At 62.5% G+C, this 18622-nt stretch carries 18 protein-coding genes, 1 rRNA gene and 1 other RNA gene; 7 read left to right on the top strand and 13 right to left on the bottom strand.

Going from position 1 to position 18622, the window contains the following annotated elements:
• Window positions 1-97 (bottom strand): 16S ribosomal RNA (locus tag KW836_RS00005); the annotation flags it as partial.
• Between the two features lie 905 nt (window positions 98-1002).
• Window positions 1003-1479: an Lrp/AsnC family transcriptional regulator gene (locus tag KW836_RS00010; RefSeq protein WP_056566859.1), complete on the bottom strand. Its 477-nt coding sequence runs from the start codon at window positions 1477-1479 to the stop codon at window positions 1003-1005.
• Between the two features lie 156 nt (window positions 1480-1635).
• On the opposite strand from KW836_RS00010, the gene hppD reads away from it, so the two are divergent.
• A complete protein-coding gene (gene hppD / locus KW836_RS00015; RefSeq protein WP_175186401.1) occupies window positions 1636-2748 on the top strand; it encodes a 4-hydroxyphenylpyruvate dioxygenase in 1113 nt (370 codons plus the stop codon).
• Window positions 2749-2963: 215 nt separating this feature from the next.
• Here the strand turns inward: hppD and msrA are convergent, their stop codons facing one another.
• The 3 genes from msrA to ilvD all read right to left on the bottom strand — a co-directional run bounded on the left by msrA (window position 2964) and on the right by ilvD (window position 5598).
• Entirely contained in the window at window positions 2964-3518 is a 555-nt protein-coding gene (msrA, locus tag KW836_RS00020; protein ID WP_218342111.1) for a peptide-methionine (S)-S-oxide reductase MsrA, read from the bottom strand.
• A gap of 75 nt (window positions 3519-3593) precedes the next feature.
• Entirely contained in the window at window positions 3594-3929 is a 336-nt protein-coding gene (locus tag KW836_RS00025) for a c-type cytochrome (RefSeq protein ID WP_175125326.1), read from the bottom strand.
• Window positions 3913-5598, bottom strand: coding sequence for a dihydroxy-acid dehydratase (ilvD, locus tag KW836_RS00030; RefSeq protein ID WP_218342113.1), 1686 nt, complete (start codon window positions 5596-5598; stop codon window positions 3913-3915). The genes KW836_RS00025 and ilvD overlap by 17 nt, the downstream gene beginning before the upstream one ends.
• 130 nt (window positions 5599-5728) lie before the next feature.
• On the opposite strand from ilvD, the gene lgt reads away from it, so the two are divergent.
• Complete coding sequence (lgt, locus tag KW836_RS00035; RefSeq protein WP_056327922.1) at window positions 5729-6517, top strand: prolipoprotein diacylglyceryl transferase; 789 nt, start codon at window positions 5729-5731, stop codon at window positions 6515-6517.
• Here the strand turns inward: lgt and KW836_RS00040 are convergent.
• From KW836_RS00040 to KW836_RS00055, 4 genes are all read right to left on the bottom strand, one after another.
• Entirely contained in the window at window positions 6492-7256 is a 765-nt protein-coding gene (locus tag KW836_RS00040) for an SIMPL domain-containing protein (protein ID WP_218342115.1), read from the bottom strand. The two genes, lgt and KW836_RS00040, sit on opposite strands and share 26 nt — an antisense overlap.
• Before the next feature lie 83 nt (window positions 7257-7339).
• Window positions 7340-7525: non-coding RNA, 6S RNA (ssrS, locus tag KW836_RS00045), on the bottom strand.
• Between the two features lie 31 nt (window positions 7526-7556).
• Entirely contained in the window at window positions 7557-7868 is a 312-nt protein-coding gene (locus KW836_RS00050; RefSeq protein ID WP_076518838.1) for a cell division protein ZapA, read from the bottom strand.
• Window positions 7869-8315, bottom strand: coding sequence for a hypothetical protein (locus KW836_RS00055; protein ID WP_175125332.1), 447 nt, complete (start codon window positions 8313-8315; stop codon window positions 7869-7871).
• A gap of 480 nt (window positions 8316-8795) precedes the next feature.
• Here KW836_RS00055 and KW836_RS00060 point away from each other — a divergent pair, with 480 nt between their 5' ends.
• From KW836_RS00060 to KW836_RS00075, 4 genes are all read left to right on the top strand, one after another.
• The gene (locus tag KW836_RS00060) at window positions 8796-9260 is read left to right on the top strand and encodes a tripartite tricarboxylate transporter TctB family protein (protein ID WP_063956077.1); all 465 of its coding nucleotides are present in this window, start codon (window positions 8796-8798) and stop codon (window positions 9258-9260) included.
• A 13-nt stretch (window positions 9261-9273) separates the two neighbouring features.
• Entirely contained in the window at window positions 9274-10779 is a 1506-nt protein-coding gene (locus KW836_RS00065) for a tripartite tricarboxylate transporter permease (protein ID WP_218342117.1), read from the top strand.
• 183 nt (window positions 10780-10962) lie between these two features.
• Window positions 10963-12567 (top strand): gamma-glutamyltransferase family protein, encoded by a 1605-nt coding sequence (locus tag KW836_RS00070; protein ID WP_218342119.1) that lies wholly within the window; start codon window positions 10963-10965, stop codon window positions 12565-12567.
• A gap of 57 nt (window positions 12568-12624) precedes the next feature.
• A complete protein-coding gene (locus KW836_RS00075; protein ID WP_175125340.1) occupies window positions 12625-13530 on the top strand; it encodes an NAD(P)-dependent oxidoreductase in 906 nt (301 codons plus the stop codon).
• A gap of 75 nt (window positions 13531-13605) precedes the next feature.
• Here the strand turns inward: KW836_RS00075 and KW836_RS00080 are convergent, their stop codons facing one another.
• Window positions 13606-14235, bottom strand: coding sequence for an FMN-dependent NADH-azoreductase (locus tag KW836_RS00080; RefSeq protein WP_218342121.1), 630 nt, complete (start codon window positions 14233-14235; stop codon window positions 13606-13608).
• A gap of 196 nt (window positions 14236-14431) precedes the next feature.
• Here KW836_RS00080 and KW836_RS00085 point away from each other — a divergent pair, with 196 nt between their 5' ends.
• Window positions 14432-15367, top strand: a complete 936-nt coding sequence (locus KW836_RS00085; protein WP_175125345.1) for a LysR family transcriptional regulator — start codon at window positions 14432-14434, stop codon at window positions 15365-15367.
• Here KW836_RS00085 and KW836_RS00090 read toward each other — a convergent pair.
• The 3 genes from KW836_RS00090 to KW836_RS00100 form a co-directional block, all read right to left on the bottom strand.
• A complete protein-coding gene (locus KW836_RS00090) occupies window positions 15361-16290 on the bottom strand; it encodes a glyoxylate/hydroxypyruvate reductase A (protein WP_175139057.1) in 930 nt (309 codons plus the stop codon). The genes KW836_RS00085 and KW836_RS00090 overlap by 7 nt on opposite strands.
• A gap of 107 nt (window positions 16291-16397) precedes the next feature.
• On the bottom strand, window positions 16398-17921 hold the full coding sequence (locus KW836_RS00095; protein ID WP_175139058.1) for a tripartite tricarboxylate transporter permease: 1524 nt from the start codon (window positions 17919-17921) through the stop codon (window positions 16398-16400).
• 6 nt (window positions 17922-17927) lie between these two features.
• Entirely contained in the window at window positions 17928-18356 is a 429-nt protein-coding gene (locus KW836_RS00100) for a tripartite tricarboxylate transporter TctB family protein (RefSeq protein WP_175139138.1), read from the bottom strand.
• Window positions 18357-18622 lie beyond the last annotated feature (266 nt).

An 18622-nucleotide genomic window follows, 5' to 3' on the forward strand; every position in this document is an offset into this window, starting at 1 on the left:
ACTCGCCACCAGACCGAAGTCCGTGCTGCCGTTCGACTTGCATGTGTAAGGCATCCCGCTAGCGTTCAATCTGAGCCAGGATCAAACTCTTCAGTTTAATCTCTGTATTTGTTTCGTATTCTTGGTCCGGATAAATCCAAACCAGGTCATACGTCGCTACTCAAAGGAAGTGAGGTATGTTCTTAAACTTGACGTCTAAGGTACTTCACTTCTAGTGAGCACTTGATTTCTTGTGCTTGCGATTCAGGCCGAAACCCAAACCGCTGCACTCGCATCAAGCGCCCACACTTATCGGTTGTTTAATTGTTAAAGAGCGGCACTGCTAAATTCTGTACTGCTAAATTCTGTACTACTTAACTTCAAAATCGAGGCGCTGATTTCTCAGCGCTTAGCGACTATCGAAACGTCAGGGTAAACCCTAATTTTTCGGCAACCGCCAAGCCCTCTACTATAACACAGCTTTTGCAGATTGTGCAACTGGCTTCTGCCTGATTTGCACCGCATCTTGCAACCCCGCTCAACTTTCAAGCGGCTTCGGGAAACCCGAAGGCTGGTTACCGCACAGGTGGCTGAAACATCGATTCGGGTAAACCCTGATTCGTCATCACCAGCCAAGCCCAAGACTATAGCACAATTTTTGCAGATCTTGCAACTGGCTTCTGCCTGATTTGCGCCGATCTTTGCAATAACCGCTTGGCCTCATTTCTGACTGCCTTTGCGGCAGGCCGGGGAAACCCACAAACCTGTTGCACCTGCTTGGCTTCGCTGTTCAAAACTATTGGAGCAGCGAAGGAGCGAGACTATAGCACAGAAATTTGGCGTGTGCGATCAGCATGACACCCATTTTGCAGAAATGTGATTCTTTTTGGGGACGCAGTCGCGGGCACGCCGCTGAGCCGGCATTCTTCGATACCTATCTATATATAGCGTGCGGGCTCGCCTCCATATATATAGAAGGCACGGGGATGGCTTCGACGGCGGCAGCCGCCCCGCTCATTGAGTCTATATACGAAGCTCCGTCGTTTCCTTGATCTGCTGGAGCGCGAAGAAGGAACGCATGTCCACCACCGCCGGGTGGCGCATGAGGGTGTCCATGGCGAAGCGCGAGAAGTGCGCCAGATCGGCGACCTGGATGCGAAGCAGATAGTCCATGTCGCCGGACATGGCGTAGCACTCGACGACTTCCGGCCAGAGCTGGACGTCGCGTGCGAAGTCGCTCATGGGTGCGTGACTGGATCCGCTGTGCTTGTTCAGGCGGATATTGACGTACGCGAGCAGCCCGAGGCCCACCTTGGCCGCGTCGATGAGCGCCACGTATTTCTTGATGAAGCCCTGCTCTTCAAGACGCCGCACTCGGCGCAGGCAGGGGCTGGGCGACAGCGAAACGCGGTCCGCCAACTCCTGATTGCTGAGGCGTCCGTCGCGCTGCAGTTCAGCCAGAATCCTTAGATCTGTCCTGTCTAGCTCAATTCCGGACATCTTCAACCCCTCCGATTCGAAAATGAGCAATATTATTGCTCAAGTCACCGCCTTTCGCGCCATCTTTGCAATTGTCTGCCCAGTCTTCGTACCTACAATCTGCGTCTAGACTTGAAGAACAAGTCGTCCTCACAAAACATGCAAGGGAGCAGACTTATGAGCAGCGCTTTCCAACCCTGGGACAACCCGATGGGCACCGCCGGGTTCGAGTTCATTGAATATGCCGCGCCGGACCCCGCCGCGCTGCGCAAGGTGTTTGAGTTGCTGGGCTTCAAGGCCATTGCCAAGCATCGCCACAAGGATGTGACGCTGTACCGCCAAGGCGGCGTGAACTTCCTGATCAACGCCGAGCCCGATTCCTTCGCTCAACGATTTGCTCGCCTGCATGGCCCGTCGATCTGTGCGATTGGCTTTCGGGTGCAGGACGCCAACGCCGCCTACAAGCGTGCGCTGGAACTTGGCGCGTGGGGCTTTGATTCCCATAGCGGGCCGATGGAACTGAACATTCCTGCCATCAAGGGCATTGGCGATTCGCTGATCTATCTGGTGGACCGCTGGGCCGGCAAGGAAGGCCACGGCGGCATTGGCGACATCAGCATCTACGACGTGGACTTCATTCCGCTGGATCCGGCCAATGCGCAGACCGACGTCAACTGGCGCGGCGCGGGCCTGACGCTGGTCGACCACCTGACGCACAACGTGCACAAGGGCCGCATGGCCGAATGGTCGGAGTTCTACGAGCGCCTGTTCAACTTCCGCGAGGTGCGCTACTTCGACATCGAAGGCAAGGTGACGGGCGTGAAGTCCAAGGCGATGACGTCGCCTTGCGGCAATATCCGCATTCCCATCAACGAGGAAGGCACCGACGAGAAAGGCCAGATTCAGGAATACCTGGATCTGTACCGCGGCGAAGGCATCCAGCACATCGCCATGGCGACCGATGACATCTATGCGACGGTAGAAGCGCTGCGCGAGACGGGCGTCGTGTTTCTGGACACGCCGGAGACCTACTACGAACTGCTGGATCGCCGCATGCCGAACCACGGCGAAGACGTGGATCGCCTGCAGAAGAACCGGATCCTGCTGGATGGCGCGCCGGACGGCGGACTGCTGCTGCAGATCTTCACCGAAAACCAGATCGGTCCGATCTTCTTTGAGATCATCCAGCGCAAGGGCAACGACGGCTTCGGTGAGGGCAACTTCAAAGCCCTGTTCGAATCCATCGAGCTGGACCAGATGCGCCGTGGCGTTGTGAAGACCGTGGAATAAGGCTTGCAGACGGGCGCCAGGCGTGCGTCTACCAAGCTTGCCCAAAACCCCGCTGCGAAGCGGGGTTTTTCTTTGGGCGATCGTCAATCTGACTCGCGACGCATCGGGAAAAGCACGCGTGGAAAAAAGCCCCACATGCGAGAAGGCCCCGCTTTGATCGGCGGAACGCTTTCCGCCGTACGGGGCCTTCAGTCACGCGAAACGATTGCCGCCGCTCAGCGCTTCAGGCGATCCTGGAATTGCTTACGGAATTTGGCGACCTTGGGCGCAATCACAAACTGGCAATAGCCTTGCTCGGGATGCAAGGCGAAATAATTGCTGTGATAGTCCTCGGCCTGCCAGAAATGCGCCGGCGCCAGCAGCTTGGTCACGATGGGCGCATCGTAGACTTTCTGCGCCTCGACCTCGGCGATGACGGCTTCGGCCTGAGCGCGCTGCGACTCGTTCTGCCAGAAGATGGCGGACTCGTACTGCGGGCCGATATCGTTGCCCTGGCGACCCGGGGTGGTGGGATCGTGGGTGGCGAAAAAGACGCGCAGCAGATCGCTGTAAGAGAGTTCGGCCGGATCGAATTCGATGCGCGCGACTTCGATGTGGCCGGTGTCCTTGCCGCAGACCTGTTCGTAGCTGGGATTGTCGACGTGTCCGCCCGCGTAGCCCGGCAAGACGCTCTTGACCCCGCGCAGATCGACAAACACTGCTTCGACGCACCAGAAGCAACCGCCGCCAAGTACGGCGACTTCATTGCCCGGTGATGGTTGTTCTGCCATGACGATTCCTTTGCTGTAGACGGCCGCTGCGCGCGGCCGGCGCCCCCGGCTTGGTGCCGGGGCATAAGAATAAGGCTACTGCTTTGCCGGCGCCAGCGACAAGATCCATTCGGCCAAAGCACGGGCGTCTTCAGGCGTGACGTGGGTCTGGGCGGGCATGGGCACCGCGCCCCAGGCGCCGCGGCCACCGCCGCGGATCTTGCCCGCCAGGTAATCCACCATGGCGTCGCCCTGCCCCGCGTATCGTTCCGCCACGCTCTTCAAGGGCGGCCCGACCCGTTTGGCTTCCACCTGATGACAGGCCATGCAGGCCTTGCTCTTGGCCAGATCCAGGCCAGTGGTTTGCGCATGCACCGCGCCAGCGCCCAGGGCGCCGGCCGCGGCCAACAACAGACTAATCTTCAAACGCATCGGTTACTGCCCCACGGCTGGCGGTGCTGGCGAGCTTGCCGAACTTGGCAAGCACACCGCGTGTATAACGCGGCTTGGGCTGGACCCAGGCCTGGCGACGAGACGCCATCTCTTCGTCTCTGATGTTGAGCTGCAGCAGCAGCTTGTGGGCATCGATGGTAACCGAATCGCCTTCCTGGATGAGGGCGATGGGACCGCCCACGTACGCTTCGGGCGCGACGTGGCCCACCACCATGCCCCAGGTGCCGCCGGAAAAACGGCCGTCTGTGATGAGACCCACGGTTTCGCCCAGCCCCTGCCCCACAAGCGCGGACGTGGGCGCCAGCATCTCACGCATGCCCGGACCGCCCTTCGGGCCTTCGTAGCGGATGACGACGACGTCGCCGTCGCGGATCTGCTGCGCCATGATGGCCGTCATCGCGTCGTCTTCGGAATCGAACACGCGTGCGGGTCCCGTGATGACGGGGTTCTTCAGCCCAGTGATCTTTGCGACGCAGCCTTCCGGCGAGAGATTTCCCTTCAGGATAGCGAGGTGCCCCTGCGGATAGAGCGCGCGATCGATCGGCATGATGACGTCCTGATCCGCGCGCGGCACGTCGGGTACGTCGACCAACGTTTCCGCGATGGTCTTGCCCGTGATGGTGATGCAATCGCCATGCAGCAGGCCCGCGTTGAGCAGAAGCTTCATGACTTGCGGAATGCCGCCGGCACGATGCAGGTCGGTAGCCACGTACTTGCCGGACGGCTTCAGGTCGCACAGCACGGGCACGCGCCGGCGGATGCGTTCAAAGTCGTCGATGGTCCACGGCACTTCAGCGGCGTGCGCGATGGCCAGGAAATGCAGCACCGCGTTGGTGGAGCCGCCCGTGGCCATGATGACGGACACCGCGTTCTCGATGGCTTCGCGCGTGATGATGTCGCGCGGGCGCAGATTGCGCTTGACCGCGTCGACCAGCACACGCGCGGACTCGGCGGCCGATGTGACCTTTTCCTCGTCTTCGTTGGCCATCGTGCTGGAATACGGCAGGCTCATGCCCATGGCTTCGAATGCCGAGCTCATCGTATTGGCGGTGTACATGCCGCCACAGGAGCCCGAGCCGGGAATCGCGCATTTCTCGATCTGCTTGAAATCTTCTTCGGGCATGCGGCCCATGGTGTATTCGCCAACGGCCTCGAACACGGACACGATGGTGAGATCGTTGCCCTTGTAGCGGCCTGGCTTGATGGTGCCGCCGTAAACATAGATGCCCGGCACGTTGGTGCGCGCCAAGGCGATCATGCCGCCGGGCATGTTCTTGTCGCATCCGCCGATGACGACGACGCCGTCCATCCACTGGCCTTGCGCGGCGGTTTCGATGCAGTCGGCGATGACCTCGCGCGACACCAGCGAGTACTTCATGCCTTCGGTGCCCATGGACATGCCATCGGAAATGGTGGGCGTGCCGAACACCTGCGGATTGGCGCGTGACGCGCGGATCGCGTCGATGGCGGCGTCGGCCAGCCGTTGCAGGCCGCTATTACAGGGCGTGATCGTCGAATGGCCGTTGGCCACGCCGATCATGGGGTTCTGGAAATCTGCTTCTTTGTAGCCCAGCGCGTAGTACATGGCGCGATTGGGTGCGCGCGCGACGCCTTCGGTAATGTGGCGGGAACGTTCGTTGTGCGGCATGGTCAGTGTCTCCTGTCGGCCGTCGGGGCGCGGACATGGCGAACGCACCCGGGGAAGCTGGCTCGCTTGGCATGCGAATCTTCAGTGCTCGCCGGTTATTATCATTCAACTTTATTGTGTCGGGCAGAACATGCTGGAATATCCAAAAATCGACCCCATCGCCCTGCAGATCGGGCCGCTCGCCATTCATTGGTATGGGCTGATGTACCTGGCGGGCTTCGCGCTCGTGTATTTGCTGGGCCGGCATCGCATCAAGAGCGGGCACACCACATCGCTGAACGTGCGGGACCTGGAAGACCTGATCTTCTATAGCGTGCTGGGCGTGGTGCTGGGGGGAAGGCTGGGATATGTGCTGTTCTACAAGCCAGGCTATTACCTTTCGCATCCGCTGGAAGTGCTGTACCTGTGGCAGGGCGGCATGTCTTTCCACGGCGGCCTGATCGGCGTGATCCTGGTGATGCTGCTGTTTGCGCGCAAGAAGGGCCTGCCGTTCTTTGCAATCAGCGATTTCATCGCGCCGTTGATTCCGCTGGGCCTGGGTTTCGGCCGGCTGGGCAACTTCATCAATGGCGAGTTGTGGGGCCGTCCCACCGATGTGCCGTGGGCGATGGTGTTTCCCGACAGCGGCGACGGCCTGCCCCGCCATCCCTCGCAACTCTATGAGCTGGGCCTGGAAGGCATCGTGCTGTTCGCGCTGCTGTGGTGGTTTTCGAGCAAGCCGCGCCCGCTGGGACAGGTGAGCGGATTGTTCCTGATGGGTTATGGAACGTTCCGCTTCCTGGTGGAGTTCACCCGCGAGCCCGACAACTTCCTGGGTCTGCTCGCGGGTGGATTGAGCATGGGACAGTGGCTGTCCCTGCCGATGGTCGCCTTGGGCGCCATCATGTTCAGCCTTACTGCAAAACGATCGTCCCGTTGACGGCGATGCTGACCGTCACGTTCCCTGCTTCAAGGGGAACGCTGACGTCGGCGCTGCTGAAGGAACCGCCCTTCGCCATGGCCGCGCCCATCATGCGCGGCATTGGCGCGGGAGCCCCGGAGCCGCCGAGATCCAGCTTGGACAGGCGGTAGCCGGAGAAACCGAACGCGTTGGCCGCGGCCAATGCGCGGTCTTTGAAGGCCTGCGCCGCTTCTTTGAGAAGCTTGCGCTCTTCGGCTTCACGCGCGGCATCCGACAGCGAGAAGCTGATGTTGGAAATGGCGGTCTTGTCGGAAAGCTTGGACGCCAGGGCCGCGGCAGCCGCGAAGTCCTTGGATTCCAGCACGATCTCGCCCTGGCCGCGCCACGAGGCGATCTTTCCCTTGTTGTTCATGTTGGGCCAGACGTTGAAGTTGCTGGTGCGCACTTCCACGTCCTTGGTGTCGCGCGCGCGCTTGACCACGTCTTCCAGCGCAGCGGTCAGCTTCTGGCCGGCGGTCGGCTGATCCGGCGCTTCGACTTCGGCGGACAGGGCGATGCGGACGGTGTCCTGCTTGACCTCGGACGACGCCATCGCTTGCAAGGTCAGCTCCGGCGAACGGTTCGCGGCGGACTCGGCAGCGGCCGCCGGTGCGGGCGCCTGAGCCTGAGCAAAAACGGGTTGGGCCACAGCGATGGCGGCCACGGCTGCGCACGCCGCACCAAGCCTGGTGAGCGAAAAAACGGGATGTTTGAACATGGACTGGTCCTATGTGGGAGGACGAAGGGGAATTGCCGAGAGGCACCCGACGCGGACCTGCTCCATGGCAGGTCCGCTGGGATAGATGCCCCGCCTGTGCCGTCAAGGCCGGCATCTCGAACCCTGAGGTTCAAGGTGGTCGCGTTCCGAAGAGCATCGGGTTCGTCTGCAAGAGACAATCACTCCAGCTCTGCACTCCCGCAACCAATATGCCAAAAAGACATAGGTTCAGAGAATGTATGGCCTAGTCACGAACACGGCAGGGACAAACTTGAAAATCTTGAATGCAGCTTATGAACGTTAGAGCAGTTTTTCCTGACCCGACAAGGCGTCATCGAGTACTGCGTTCATGTCCTCAATTCTACGCTTGAAGTCGCCGACCGCCAAACCGCCCAGCGGACCGTCCGGCGCTTTCATTGCAAGCAGCTCGCCAGCGATCTGCAATGCAGCCATCACAGCGATGCGTTCGTTGCTGGAAACCTTGCCCGTGCCCTGGATGCGCAGCATGAGCTGATCGACATGGCGCACGGCAGCCAGCAACGTGGGCTTTTCTTCGGCGGAGCACGCAAGTGAATACTCACGGCCGAGGATCGATACGTCTACACGTTCCATTTAGTGTTGCTCTCCGGACGGCGCACCCGGCAAGCGGGCCAGGACGGCGTCGATGCGCTCGCGGGCCGAAGCGGCGGCCACACGCAAGCGCTGTAGTTCTGTGTCGCGCGATTGCAGGTTGCCCTGCAGTTCGCTTTCGCGGGCGGCGAAGCGCGATTCGAGCGCTTGGCGTTCGGCGGTTTCGCGAGCGAGTTGCTCGCGCAGCGCGGCTTCTGCCCGCTTGGCGTCCTCGAGCATGGCCGAGACGGCGCCGTCGTTATCTTGAAGCTTGCTTTGCAGCGTGACGACCTCGGCCTCGCGATCAGCAGCGCGCTGCTTGAGCACACGCTGCTCGGCTTCGAAGTCGTTCAGGCGGAGACGCAACGCGTCACGCTCGGCGTGGAGTTGGCGGGTGCGTTGCACCAGTTGCCCGATTCGGGCGGCGAGTTGGTCTAGATCTTGCAGCATGGGCGCTATCGTAAACCATCCTGGGTTGGACCGGGCCTCTTCACGCAAGGTGAGAAACCCGGCAATATTCAGTAGGAAATACGGTTGGGTTTTGGCGCGCGAAGGTTACCGGCTCTTGCCTGCCAAGAAAAGTCCCCATCCGTCGAAATTGCCGCATCCGGCCGATCCGGCTTTCGTGAATCTTTCTATAAACTTTCACTTAGCTTTCAAAAAGCCCTCAAACTTCTGACCGCGTTACAAACGGGGATCGGGAGTTCCCCAATTCTAGGGAAAACCCCAGCCTTTCACAGACCTTACAGGGTTTGCAGCGTGGCGGGCGTCCATTACCATTCGGCCTTTCAAGAAACCACGACGTCGCTTTCAGAATAATTAATGGCACCCCGAAGTGCCTTTTTTGTGCCTGTCACTCGCCTTTCGGCGAGCGTCCATCCGGCTACAAACCTCTTTTATCTACATGCTGTAAACAGGAGCCAACCAATCATGCAGCTACGCAATCGACAGGATTTCTGGTCGGGGGTGATGTTCATCGCTCTCGGACTGGGATTCGCCTGGCAGGCCAGCAGCTACCAAATGGGTACTGCTGCCCGAATGGGCCCAGGGTACTTTCCTTTCTGGCTAGGCATTGTTCTCGCATTGCTTGGCGCCATCGTGCTGCTTGGCTCGCTGTCCAAGAAAGCCCATGAAACTCACGTCGACAAGTTCGACTGGCGCATCGTCTTCCTGGTGGTGGGCTCCGTCGTGCTGTATGGCGTGATCCTCAAGCTGCTGGGCGTGTACATCTCGGTGTTCGTGCTGGTGGTCGTCAGCAGTCTTGCCAGCCATGAATTCAACCTCAAGGTCGCCGTTGCCAACGGCATCTTCCTGGTGGTGTTCACGTACCTGGCATTCATCAAGGGGCTGGGGCTGATTTTCCCGCTGTGGCCGTCGTTTCTGGGCATGAACTGAGGAGCAACCGGTCATGGAATTGTTTGACAACCTGATGATGGGTTTCTCGGTGGCGTTCACGCCCGAGAACCTGCTTTACGCACTGCTGGGCTGCATTCTGGGGACGCTGATCGGCGTGCTGCCGGGCATCGGCCCCGTTCCGACCATCGCAATGCTGCTGCCGATCACGTACGTGCTGCCCCCGGTGGCCGGCCTGATCATGCTGGCGGGTATTTACTACGGCGCCCAGTACGGCGGCTCCACGACGGCGATTCTTGTGGCGTTGCCAGGAGAAACGTCCGCGGTGGTGACCGTGCTGGACGGTCACCAGATGGCCCGCAACGGCCGGGCGGGCGCCGCGCTGGCAATTGCCGCGCTGGGTTCGTTCTTTGCCGGTTGCGTTGCCACGCTGCTGCTGGCTGCCTTTGCGCCTCCCCTGGCTGAAGTCGCGTTCAAGTTCGGTCCTGCCGAATACTTCTCGCTGATGTGCCTGGGCCTGGTCGGCGCCGTGGTGCTGGCCTCGGGCTCGCTGCCCAAGGCAATCGCGATGATCATCCTGGGCCTGCTGCTCGGCATGGTCGGTACCGACGTCAACTCGGGTGTTGCCCGCTTCGACTTCGGCGTGCCGGAACTGCAAGACGGCATCGACTTCGCCATCGTGGCCATGGGCGTGTTCGGCTTTGCCGAAATCATGACCAACCTCGAGCAGAAGGAAAACCGCGTCGACATCACCGACAAGATCGGCACGCTGTATCCGAACAAGCAGGAATTCAAGGAAGCCGCTCCCGCCGTGCTGCGTGGCACGGCGCTGGGTTCGGCCCTGGGTATCCTGCCGGGTGGTGGCGCGGTGTTGTCCTCGTTCGCGTCCTACACGCTGGAAAAGAAGATCTCGAAGAATCCGCAACGCTTCGGCAAGGGCCACCCGGCCGGCCTGGCAGGTCCGGAATCGGCGAACAACGCTGCAGCTCAGACCTCGTTCATTCCGCTGCTGACGCTTGGTATCCCCGGCAACGCCGTGATGGCGCTGATGGTGGGCGCCATGACGATCCACAACATTCAGCCCGGCCCGCAAGTCATGACGAGCCACCCGGAGCTGTTCTGGGGCCTGATCGCCTCGATGTGGATCGGCAACCTGATGCTGGTGGTGCTGAACCTGCCGCTGATCGGCCTGTGGGTCAAGCTGCTCAAGGTGCCGTACCGCATCCTGTTCCCGGCGATTCTGGTGTTCTGCACGATCGGTGTGTATTCACTTAACTACAACCCGTTCGACATCTTCACCACGGCCATGTTCGGCATCATCGGGTATGTGTGGTCGAAGCTGAAGTGCGAAGGCGCCCCGCTGCTGCTGGGCCTGGTGCTGGGTCCCATGATGGAAGAAAACTTCCGCCGTGCCCTGCTGCTGTCGCGCGGCGACTTCTCCACCTTCGTGACGCGTCCGCTGTCGGCTACCCTGCTGGCCGTCGCCGTGTTCCTGGTGATCCTGGTGGCCCTGCCGGCCATCCGCAAGAAGCGCGAAGAAACCTTCGTCGAAGAAGATTAAGGCACAGCCGCCGCCCTGCCGCGGCGCTGACCTTCAAAACCCCGGGCCCGTCCCGGGGTTTTTCATTTGGGCGCGCCTGCGCCATCCGGCTGAAGACTACTGAAAATTACCTACAGCAACAAATCGTACATAGCCGATTTCATCTACGTTAAGCTACGGGTTTACCCCACGCGATGATTCGACATGAATTTCGACTGGAAGAATCCGTATACGAGTACCCGCACGCCCGTCTTTGCCCGCAACGTCGTCGCCACCTCCCAGCCACTGGCTGCGCAGGCCGGCCTGCGCATCCTGGCGCAAGGCGGCAATGCCGTGGACGCGGCCATTGCCGCGGCGGCAACCCTGGCGATGGTCGAACCCGTCAGCAACGGTTTGGGTTCGGATTGCTTTGCCATCATCTGGGACGGCGCCAAGCTGCATGGACTTAACGCTTCCGGACCGGCGCCTGCCGCCTGGAACGTGGACTACTTCCGGCGCAAGCATCAGGGCGCGGTGCCGGCGAGGGGTTGGGACAGCGTGACCGTCCCGGGTTGCGTGGCCGGCTGGGCGGCGTTGCACGAAAAGCTGGGCCGCCTGTCTTTCGCCGACATCCTGGCGCCCGCCATCGAATACGCCGAACGCGGCTTTGCGATCACACCGATGGTGCATCAGAAGTGGACCGCGCAGGCTGACGTGCTGCAACCGCAGCCCGGCTTTGCCGACCACTTCCTGCCGCGCGGCCGTGCGCCGCACATCGGCGAACATTTCGTGCTGCAAGGCGCGGCATCGACGCTCAAGCGCATTGCTGCAACCAGCGGGCGCGACTTCTACGAAGGCGAGACCGCTCACAAGCTGGTGGCACACGCGCAAGCGCACGACGCGGCCCTGACGCTGAAAGATCTGAGCGACTACACCCCAGAGTGGGTCACGCCGATCAGCCAGGCGTACCGCGGCCATACGCTGCATCAGATTCCGCCCAACGGCCAGGGCATCGCGGCGCTGATTGCGCTGGGCATCCTGCAGAACTTCGATCTGGCGGCGCGTCCGATCGATCATCCTGAGACGCAGCATCTGCTGATCGAAGCGATGAAGCTGGCGTTTGCCGACGTCTATGCGCACGTGGCCGACGAGCGCCACATGCGGGTCGCCCCCGAAGAGATGCTGCGGGCCGACTACCTGGCCGAGCGCGCGCGACTGATCGATCCGCGACACGCGCAGACTTTCGCGACCGGCCACGCGCCGCAAGGCGGCACGGTCTACCTGACCGCCGCCGACCGCAACGGCATGATGGTCAGCTTCATCCAATCGAACTACATGGGATTCGGATCCGGCGTCGTGGTGCCGGGCACGGGCGTCAGCCTGCAGAACCGTGGCCATTGCTTCAGCGCCGATCCCGAACACGCCAACGTGGTCGCGGGCGGCAAGCGGCCGTTCCACACGATCATTCCGGGCTTTCTGATGCGTGATGGCGCGCCGGTGATGAGCTTTGGCGTCATGGGCGGCAACATGCAGCCGCAGGGCCAGATGCAGGCGCTGGTGCGCATGCTGGACTACCGCCAGCAGCCGCAGGCCGCGTGCGATGCGCCGCGCTGGAAGTGGAACCAGGGCCTGGAGGTGGACCTGGAGCCGACGGTGTCCCCTGCCCTTGCGCAGGGGCTGCGCGAGCGCGGCCATGTGCTGCAGGGCATGGACGATCCGTACATGGACTTTGGATCGGGGCAATTCATCTGGCGGCTGGGCGACCCGGCCGTGGACGGCTACGTCAGCGCCAGCGATAGCCGCAGAGATGGACTCGCCGCCGGCTTTTGATTGCGTTAAGGTTAGTGTCCTGAAACAGACCTACCCTTATTCAGCGGAGTCCATTGCATGGCAACGATCGGTACCAAGAGCTACGACGCAGCCGTAGCCCAGAAAGTCGCTTTCCTCGGATTGGGCGTGATGGGCTTGCCCATGGCCGGTCACCTGGCCCGCGCCGGGCATGACGTCACTGTCTACAACCGGACACCCGCGAAGGCACAGGCCTGGGTCGCCGAGTTTGGCGGCCATAGCGCGGCCACCCCGCGCGAAGCCGTTGCCGGCGCGCAGATCGTCTTTGCCTGCGTGGGCAATGACGACGACCTGCGCAGCGTCGTGCTGGGTCCTGACGGCGCGTTCGCCGGCATGGCGCCGGGCGCCGTGTTCGTCGACCACACCACGGCTTCCGCCGACGTGGCGCGCGAACTGCACGCGAAAGCCAAGGAGCTGGGCCTGAACTTCGTGGACGCCCCCGTCTCGGGCGGTCAGGCAGGCGCCGTCAACGGCGTGCTGACAGTCATGTGCGGCGGCGAGCAGGCGGTGTTTGACGCCATCCAGCCCGTCGCGCAGTGCTTTGGCCGCGCGGTCACGCTGGTCGGCCCCCCGGGCGCCGGCCAGCTTGCCAAGATGGTCAACCAGATCTGCATCGCCGGCATTGTGCAGGGCCTGTCGGAAGCGATCGCATTCGGCCAGGCGGCCGAGCTGGACATGAAGCAGGTGCTGGACGTGATCAGCAAGGGCGCGGCGCAGAGCTGGCAGATGGAGAACCGCGGCGGCACCATGGTCGACGACAAGTTCGACTTCGGTTTCGCGGTGGACTGGATGCGCAAGGATCTGGGCCTGGTGCTGGCGGAGGCGCGCAACAACGGCGCGCGCCTGCCGTTGACCGCGCTGGTGGATCAGTTCTACGGCGACGTCCAGAAACTGGGCGGCGGACGCTGGGACACGTCCAGCCTCATCAAGCGTCTGCGCGACTAAGCCAGCCGTCCTGGCCCAATGCAAAAGGCGAGCCTTCCGGCTCGCCTTTTTGTTTGATCCGGCAGCGCCGCCGGGTCAGGCGGCGAGCGAGGCTTCGCTGGCAGCCGGCAGCAGCGCGTCGATGCGTTGCTTGGCCAGGGCCAGTCCTTCCAGCGCGGCCACTTCGCCCATGGCCATGCCTTCCGCGGCGATGAAGGTGACTTCGGTCATTCCCAGGAACGCCAGCATCTGGCGCAGGTAAGGCGTCATCGTGTCGGACGGCGTGCCTTCCGCCTTGCCACCGCGCGCGGTCAGCACGAGCACCTGTTTACCCTTGACGAGCCCCTCGGGCACGCCTTCCGACGTATAACGGAACGTGACGCCGGCGCGCGCCAGGTGATCCAGGTAGGACTTGAACTGCGCCGGCAGGTTGAAGTTGTACACGGGCACGGCGAAGACGATGCGATCGGCTTCCATCACTTCGGCGACTAGCGAGTCGCTCAGTTCGACCAGACGCTGTTGCTCGACCGAGCGCGATTCAGCGGGCGTGAACAGGGCGCCAGCGGTGTTGCCGTCGAAATAAGGAATGGGTTGCGCGCCGATGTCGCGAACCTTGATGGCCGAGGCCGGGTTCGACGCCTTGATGCGGGCGATCAGGTGATCGGCCAATTGCTTGCTGTTGGAACGTTCGCCGAGAATCGAGGAAAGGATGACCAGGGTTTTCATTGCAGATATCTCCAGTGGGCCCGCCCGGGGTGGACGGTCTGGATCTGTCAGCGCCGCACCCGTCAGGATGATCGGGCGGGGCCTTGCCGCTTGGGCGGCGTTGGCAGATCCGTTGTGCATGGCGACACTGTAGTAGGACCGATTGAATACATAAATACGGGTATGATGAACTGTTCGTTCCAAACATAGAACAATCATGCAAGATCTCAATGACCTCTACTACTTCTCGCAAGTCGTCGAGCAAGGAGGCTTCAGCGCCGCAGCGCGCGCGCTGGACATTCCGAAATCCCGTCTATCCCGCCGTATCTCCCACCTGGAAGAAAGCCTGGGGGTGCGTCTTCTACAGCGCACCACCCGCCGGCTTCGGCTGACGTCCGCCGGCGAGCGCTATCTGCATTACTGCCGGGAGATGGCCGCATCGGCGCGCGCGGCGGACGACGCGATGCGGCAGTTGCAGGCGGAGCCGACCGGGCCGGTGATCGTGAGCTGCCCCGTGTCGATCGCGCAGGACGTGCTGGCCCCGCTGCTGCCGGAATTCCTGGATGCATGGCCCGCGATCTCGGTGCAATTGCTGGTGACCAACCGGCGGGTGGACCTGATCCGCGAAGGCGTGGACCTGGCGCTGCGGGTGCGCACGAAGCTCGACACAGACGCGGAACTGGTTGTCCGGCACCTGGGCACGGCGCGCGGCACGCTGGTGGCCAGTCCGGGATATCTGCAGCGCCACGGCGCGCCGGATACGCCGCAGGACCTGGCGTCGCACGTGACGCTGAGCTTCAGCGATCCGCAAAACGAAGTGCGATGGCCGCTGCGCAATGACAAGGGCGAGGAGGTGCAGATCGAACTGAAGCCGCAACTGTCGTGCAACGACTTCATCGTGCTGACGGAAGCGGCCGTGCGCGGACGCGGCATCGCGTTGCTGCCGTCGATCGCCACGCAGGAGGAACTGCGCCGCGGGCAGTTGGTGCCGGTGCTGCCGCAATGGCAATCGCCCGAGGGCATCGTGCACTGCATCTATCCGTCACGGCGGGGCATGATGCCCGCCGTTCGGACGCTGCTGGATTTCCTGTCGCAGCGCCTGCCCTCGATGTACGAGCGGCTGGAGAAAGCCGTGACGCCCGCGCCTCAGTAGCCGCGCGAGCGCTCCACGACGCCGGTGATGGATTCGCCGCGCATCAGTTGCGCGACCTTACCCGCGATCTGTTCGATGCTTTCGTCGCGCAGCGTGCGCGCGGCGATATGTGGCGTGACATGGACGCGCGGGTCGTGCCAGAACGGGTGGTCTTTCGGCAGCGGTTCGGTGCGGAAGACGTCGAGCGTGGCGCCCGCGATTTCGCCCTCTTCGAGCATCTGCACCAGATCGTCTTCGACCAGATGCTCGCCGCGTCCCACGTTGACCAGATGCGCGTCAGGCAGCAGCTGCGACAGCGTTTCGCGGTTGAGGATGCCTTGCGTGTCGGGCGTCAGCGGCAGCACGTTGACCAGAAAACGCGTGCGGCCCAAGAAGGCCGGCAAGGCGGCCTCGCCAGCGAAGGATTCAACACCCGGGATCTCGCGCGGCGAGCGCGACCAGCCGGCCACGGGATAGCCGAATTCGGCCAGGGTTTGCGCAACGCGCGCACCGACCTGCCCCAACCCGAGAACGCCCACGGGCCAGTCCGCCTGCCGGGTGCCCTCGCGGGTGTCCCAATGCTGGCGTGCCTGCGCCTGGTCGAAGGCTTCGAAATCGCGCGAGACGCGCAGCAGCGCATACAGCGCGTATTCGGCCATCTGCACGGCCATGCCGGCGTCTTCGAGACGCACGATGCGAACGTGGGCCGGGATCTCCGGCATCTTGAGCAAGGCATCGACGCCCGCGCCCAGATTGAAGAGGGTTTGCAAACCGGTTTCGTGCTGGAAGAGCTGGGCCGGCGGACGCCAGACCAGCGCGACCTCGGCACCAGACGGCGGGCCGTCGGGATTCCAAACCGAAATACGGCAACCGGGCATGGCGGCCTCGAGGCGAGGCACCCAGGCGTCAGGATCGTGATGGGGACAAGCAAAGAGAATGTGCATGGTGGCAGTGCGCGGGCGATGAAAACCCCAAGCATGAGGGATGCCGCCGTACAAATCAAACGGCCCGGCAAAAGCCGGGCCGCGTGTGCCAGAAGCAAGCCGAGGGATCAGGCCGTCTGCGGCAGCTGAGGCTTGTTCTTGCCCTTGTTGCGACGCAGGAAGGCCCATACCTGCAGCGCGATCAGCAAGGCGCTGGCGCCGATGAACCATGCGCTGATCGGACGTTCGACGAACACCGCCAGGTCACCGCGCGACAGCAGCAGCGCGCGGCGGAAATTCTCTTCGACCATGGGGCCGAGCACGAAGCCCAGAAGGATGGGCGCCACCGAGAACTCCAGCGTCATCAGGACCGCGCCAATCACGCCGAATGCCAGCACTTCCCAGATCTGGAAGAGACTGTTCTGCGTGCTGTACACGCCCACCGCGATGAAGAACAACGCCGAGGGAAAGAGGTAGCGGTACGGCACCTGCAGCAGCTTGACCCACACGCCGATGAGCGGCACGTTCAGCACCATGAGCAGCACGTTGCCGACCCAGAAGCTGGCGATGAGGCCCCAGAAGATGTCCGGATGCTCGGTGATGAGCTGCGGGCCGGGCTGGATGCCCTGGATCAGCAGCGCGCCCAGGATCAGCGCCATCACGGCGTCGCCCGGAATGCCCAGGCTCATCGTCGGGATGAAGTCGACCTGCGTCTTCGAATGGGACGATGCTTCGGGCGATGCCACGCCGGCGATCATGCCGGTGCCGAACTTCTCGGGCGTCTTGGAGACCTTGCGTTCCAGCGCGTAGGCGACGAAGGTGGTGATGGTCGGGCCGGTGCCGGGCATGGCGCCGAACAGCGTGCCGACGGCCGTGCCGCGCACCATGGGCCAGAAGGCGGTCTTCAGCTCCTGCTTGCTGGGCCGCATGTCGCGCAGTCGCAGCTTGGCGCCGCTGCCGATGATGGTCATGCGGTTCACGCTCATCAGGAAGTCGGCAACGCCGAACAGCCCCATCGAGATCGCGACCAGTTCAAGGCCGTCGGACAGGTCGAGCAGGCCGAACGAAAACCGGATCGTGCCGGTGTTCACGTCGGTGCCGACCACGCCGCACATCAGGCCGAACAGCGTCATCGCCACGCCTTTAAGCGGCGAGCCACGCGACATGGTGGCGCCCGCCAAGAGGCCCAGCAGCATGATCGAGAAGATCTCGGTCGGGCCGAACTTGAACGCGACTTCCACCAGCAGCGGCGAGGCAAAGATCATGACGATGATACCGACCGATGCCGCGAAGAACGAGCAGATCATCGTGATGCCGAGCGCTGTCCCGCCCTTGCCCTGCTTGGTCAATGGATAACCATCAAGACACGTGACCGCGTGCGGCGGGTGCGAAGGCAGGTTGAGCAGGATGGCGCCGATGGCGCCGCCGTACTGCGAGCCGTAGAAAATGCCGGCCAGCATCAGGATGGCGGGCACGGGCTGCATGACGTAGGTCAGCGGCAGGAGGATGGAGATCGCGGACAGCGCGCCCATGCCGGGCAGCACACCGATGAGGTTGCCCACCAGCACGCCGAAGAACGACCACATCAGGTTGTGCCATTGGAACGCGACGCCGAAGCCGTACCAAAGGTCTACCAAAGCTTGAGAAATCATGGCGCATCAACCCCAGCGGAACAGCGGAAGCTGCAGTTGCAGCGCCCACCAGAAAACGACGACCGCGATCGCGGACATGGCGATCGACAGCAGGATGGCCTGTTTGATCGTGTTCTTGCGGTCGCCCAACGCCGAGATGAAAACGATGGCGAACGTGGCGGGCAGCAGGCCGCCGTAATGGCCCAGCAGCAGGAAAGCCAGGATGCCGAGCAGGATGCAGACGCTGCCGCGGATGTCCGGCATGCCGGTGGGATGGCCTTCGGCGGGCGCCGGGGCCGAGGGTTCGGCCGAGCGCGCCGACATCGCGATCAGCAGGCCGGTGAGCGCCAGCAGGCCGCCGAGCGCCGCGGGGAAGAATCCCGGACCCATGTGGCTGAGCGAGCCGATGTGGTAGTCGGTGCCGCCATAGATCGCGGCCATGCCGATAAGGACCATCAGCGCGCCGCCGTAATAGTCCTTTCTGTTGATTGTCTTTTTCACTTCCGTCCTCCTTCCTTGTGCCGGACAGCGCCGGCCTTTCATGCGCTGCACGAAGCGGACAGCGCCCGGCCCCTGACGACAGGCCGGATCGCAGATTACGGAAGGAAGCTGCTAATCCGCTTTCTATGCGCTGTCGCATTCCTGAATCCGGGGGTTATCCCTGATCGGCATGCGCAAAGGCGCGAAAAAAGCGGGTAGTGGGGAAGCGGACCTTGATGGAT

The sequence above is a fragment of the Achromobacter sp. ACM05 genome (genome assembly GCF_019218915.1).
Taxonomy (GTDB): Bacteria; Pseudomonadota; Gammaproteobacteria; order Burkholderiales; family Burkholderiaceae_B; genus Achromobacter; species Achromobacter animicus.

What these genes read in the sequence shown, in the direction of transcription:
- KW836_RS00010 (WP_056566859.1), bottom strand. Translation starts at nt 1,479, where the DNA reads ATGTCCGGAATTGAGCTAGACAGGACAGATCTAAGGATTCTGGCTGAA.
- hppD (WP_175186401.1), top strand. Translation starts at nt 1,636, where the DNA reads ATGAGCAGCGCTTTCCAACCCTGGGACAACCCGATGGGCACCGCCGGG.
- msrA (WP_218342111.1), bottom strand. Translation starts at nt 3,518, where the DNA reads ATGGCAGAACAACCATCACCGGGCAATGAAGTCGCCGTACTTGGCGGC.
- KW836_RS00025 (WP_175125326.1), bottom strand. Translation starts at nt 3,929, where the DNA reads ATGCGTTTGAAGATTAGTCTGTTGTTGGCCGCGGCCGGCGCCCTGGGC.
- ilvD (WP_218342113.1), bottom strand. Translation starts at nt 5,598, where the DNA reads ATGCCGCACAACGAACGTTCCCGCCACATTACCGAAGGCGTCGCGCGC.
- lgt (WP_056327922.1), top strand. Translation starts at nt 5,729, where the DNA reads ATGCTGGAATATCCAAAAATCGACCCCATCGCCCTGCAGATCGGGCCG.
- KW836_RS00040 (WP_218342115.1), bottom strand. Translation starts at nt 7,256, where the DNA reads ATGTTCAAACATCCCGTTTTTTCGCTCACCAGGCTTGGTGCGGCGTGC.
- KW836_RS00050 (WP_076518838.1), bottom strand. Translation starts at nt 7,868, where the DNA reads ATGGAACGTGTAGACGTATCGATCCTCGGCCGTGAGTATTCACTTGCG.
- KW836_RS00055 (WP_175125332.1), bottom strand. Translation starts at nt 8,315, where the DNA reads ATGCTGCAAGATCTAGACCAACTCGCCGCCCGAATCGGGCAACTGGTG.
- KW836_RS00060 (WP_063956077.1), top strand. Translation starts at nt 8,796, where the DNA reads ATGCAGCTACGCAATCGACAGGATTTCTGGTCGGGGGTGATGTTCATC.
- KW836_RS00065 (WP_218342117.1), top strand. Translation starts at nt 9,274, where the DNA reads ATGGAATTGTTTGACAACCTGATGATGGGTTTCTCGGTGGCGTTCACG.
- KW836_RS00070 (WP_218342119.1), top strand. Translation starts at nt 10,963, where the DNA reads ATGAATTTCGACTGGAAGAATCCGTATACGAGTACCCGCACGCCCGTC.
- KW836_RS00075 (WP_175125340.1), top strand. Translation starts at nt 12,625, where the DNA reads ATGGCAACGATCGGTACCAAGAGCTACGACGCAGCCGTAGCCCAGAAA.
- KW836_RS00080 (WP_218342121.1), bottom strand. Translation starts at nt 14,235, where the DNA reads ATGAAAACCCTGGTCATCCTTTCCTCGATTCTCGGCGAACGTTCCAAC.
- KW836_RS00085 (WP_175125345.1), top strand. Translation starts at nt 14,432, where the DNA reads ATGCAAGATCTCAATGACCTCTACTACTTCTCGCAAGTCGTCGAGCAA.
- KW836_RS00090 (WP_175139057.1), bottom strand. Translation starts at nt 16,290, where the DNA reads ATGCACATTCTCTTTGCTTGTCCCCATCACGATCCTGACGCCTGGGTG.
- KW836_RS00095 (WP_175139058.1), bottom strand. Translation starts at nt 17,921, where the DNA reads ATGATTTCTCAAGCTTTGGTAGACCTTTGGTACGGCTTCGGCGTCGCG.
- KW836_RS00100 (WP_175139138.1), bottom strand. Translation starts at nt 18,356, where the DNA reads ATGGTCCTTATCGGCATGGCCGCGATCTATGGCGGCACCGACTACCAC.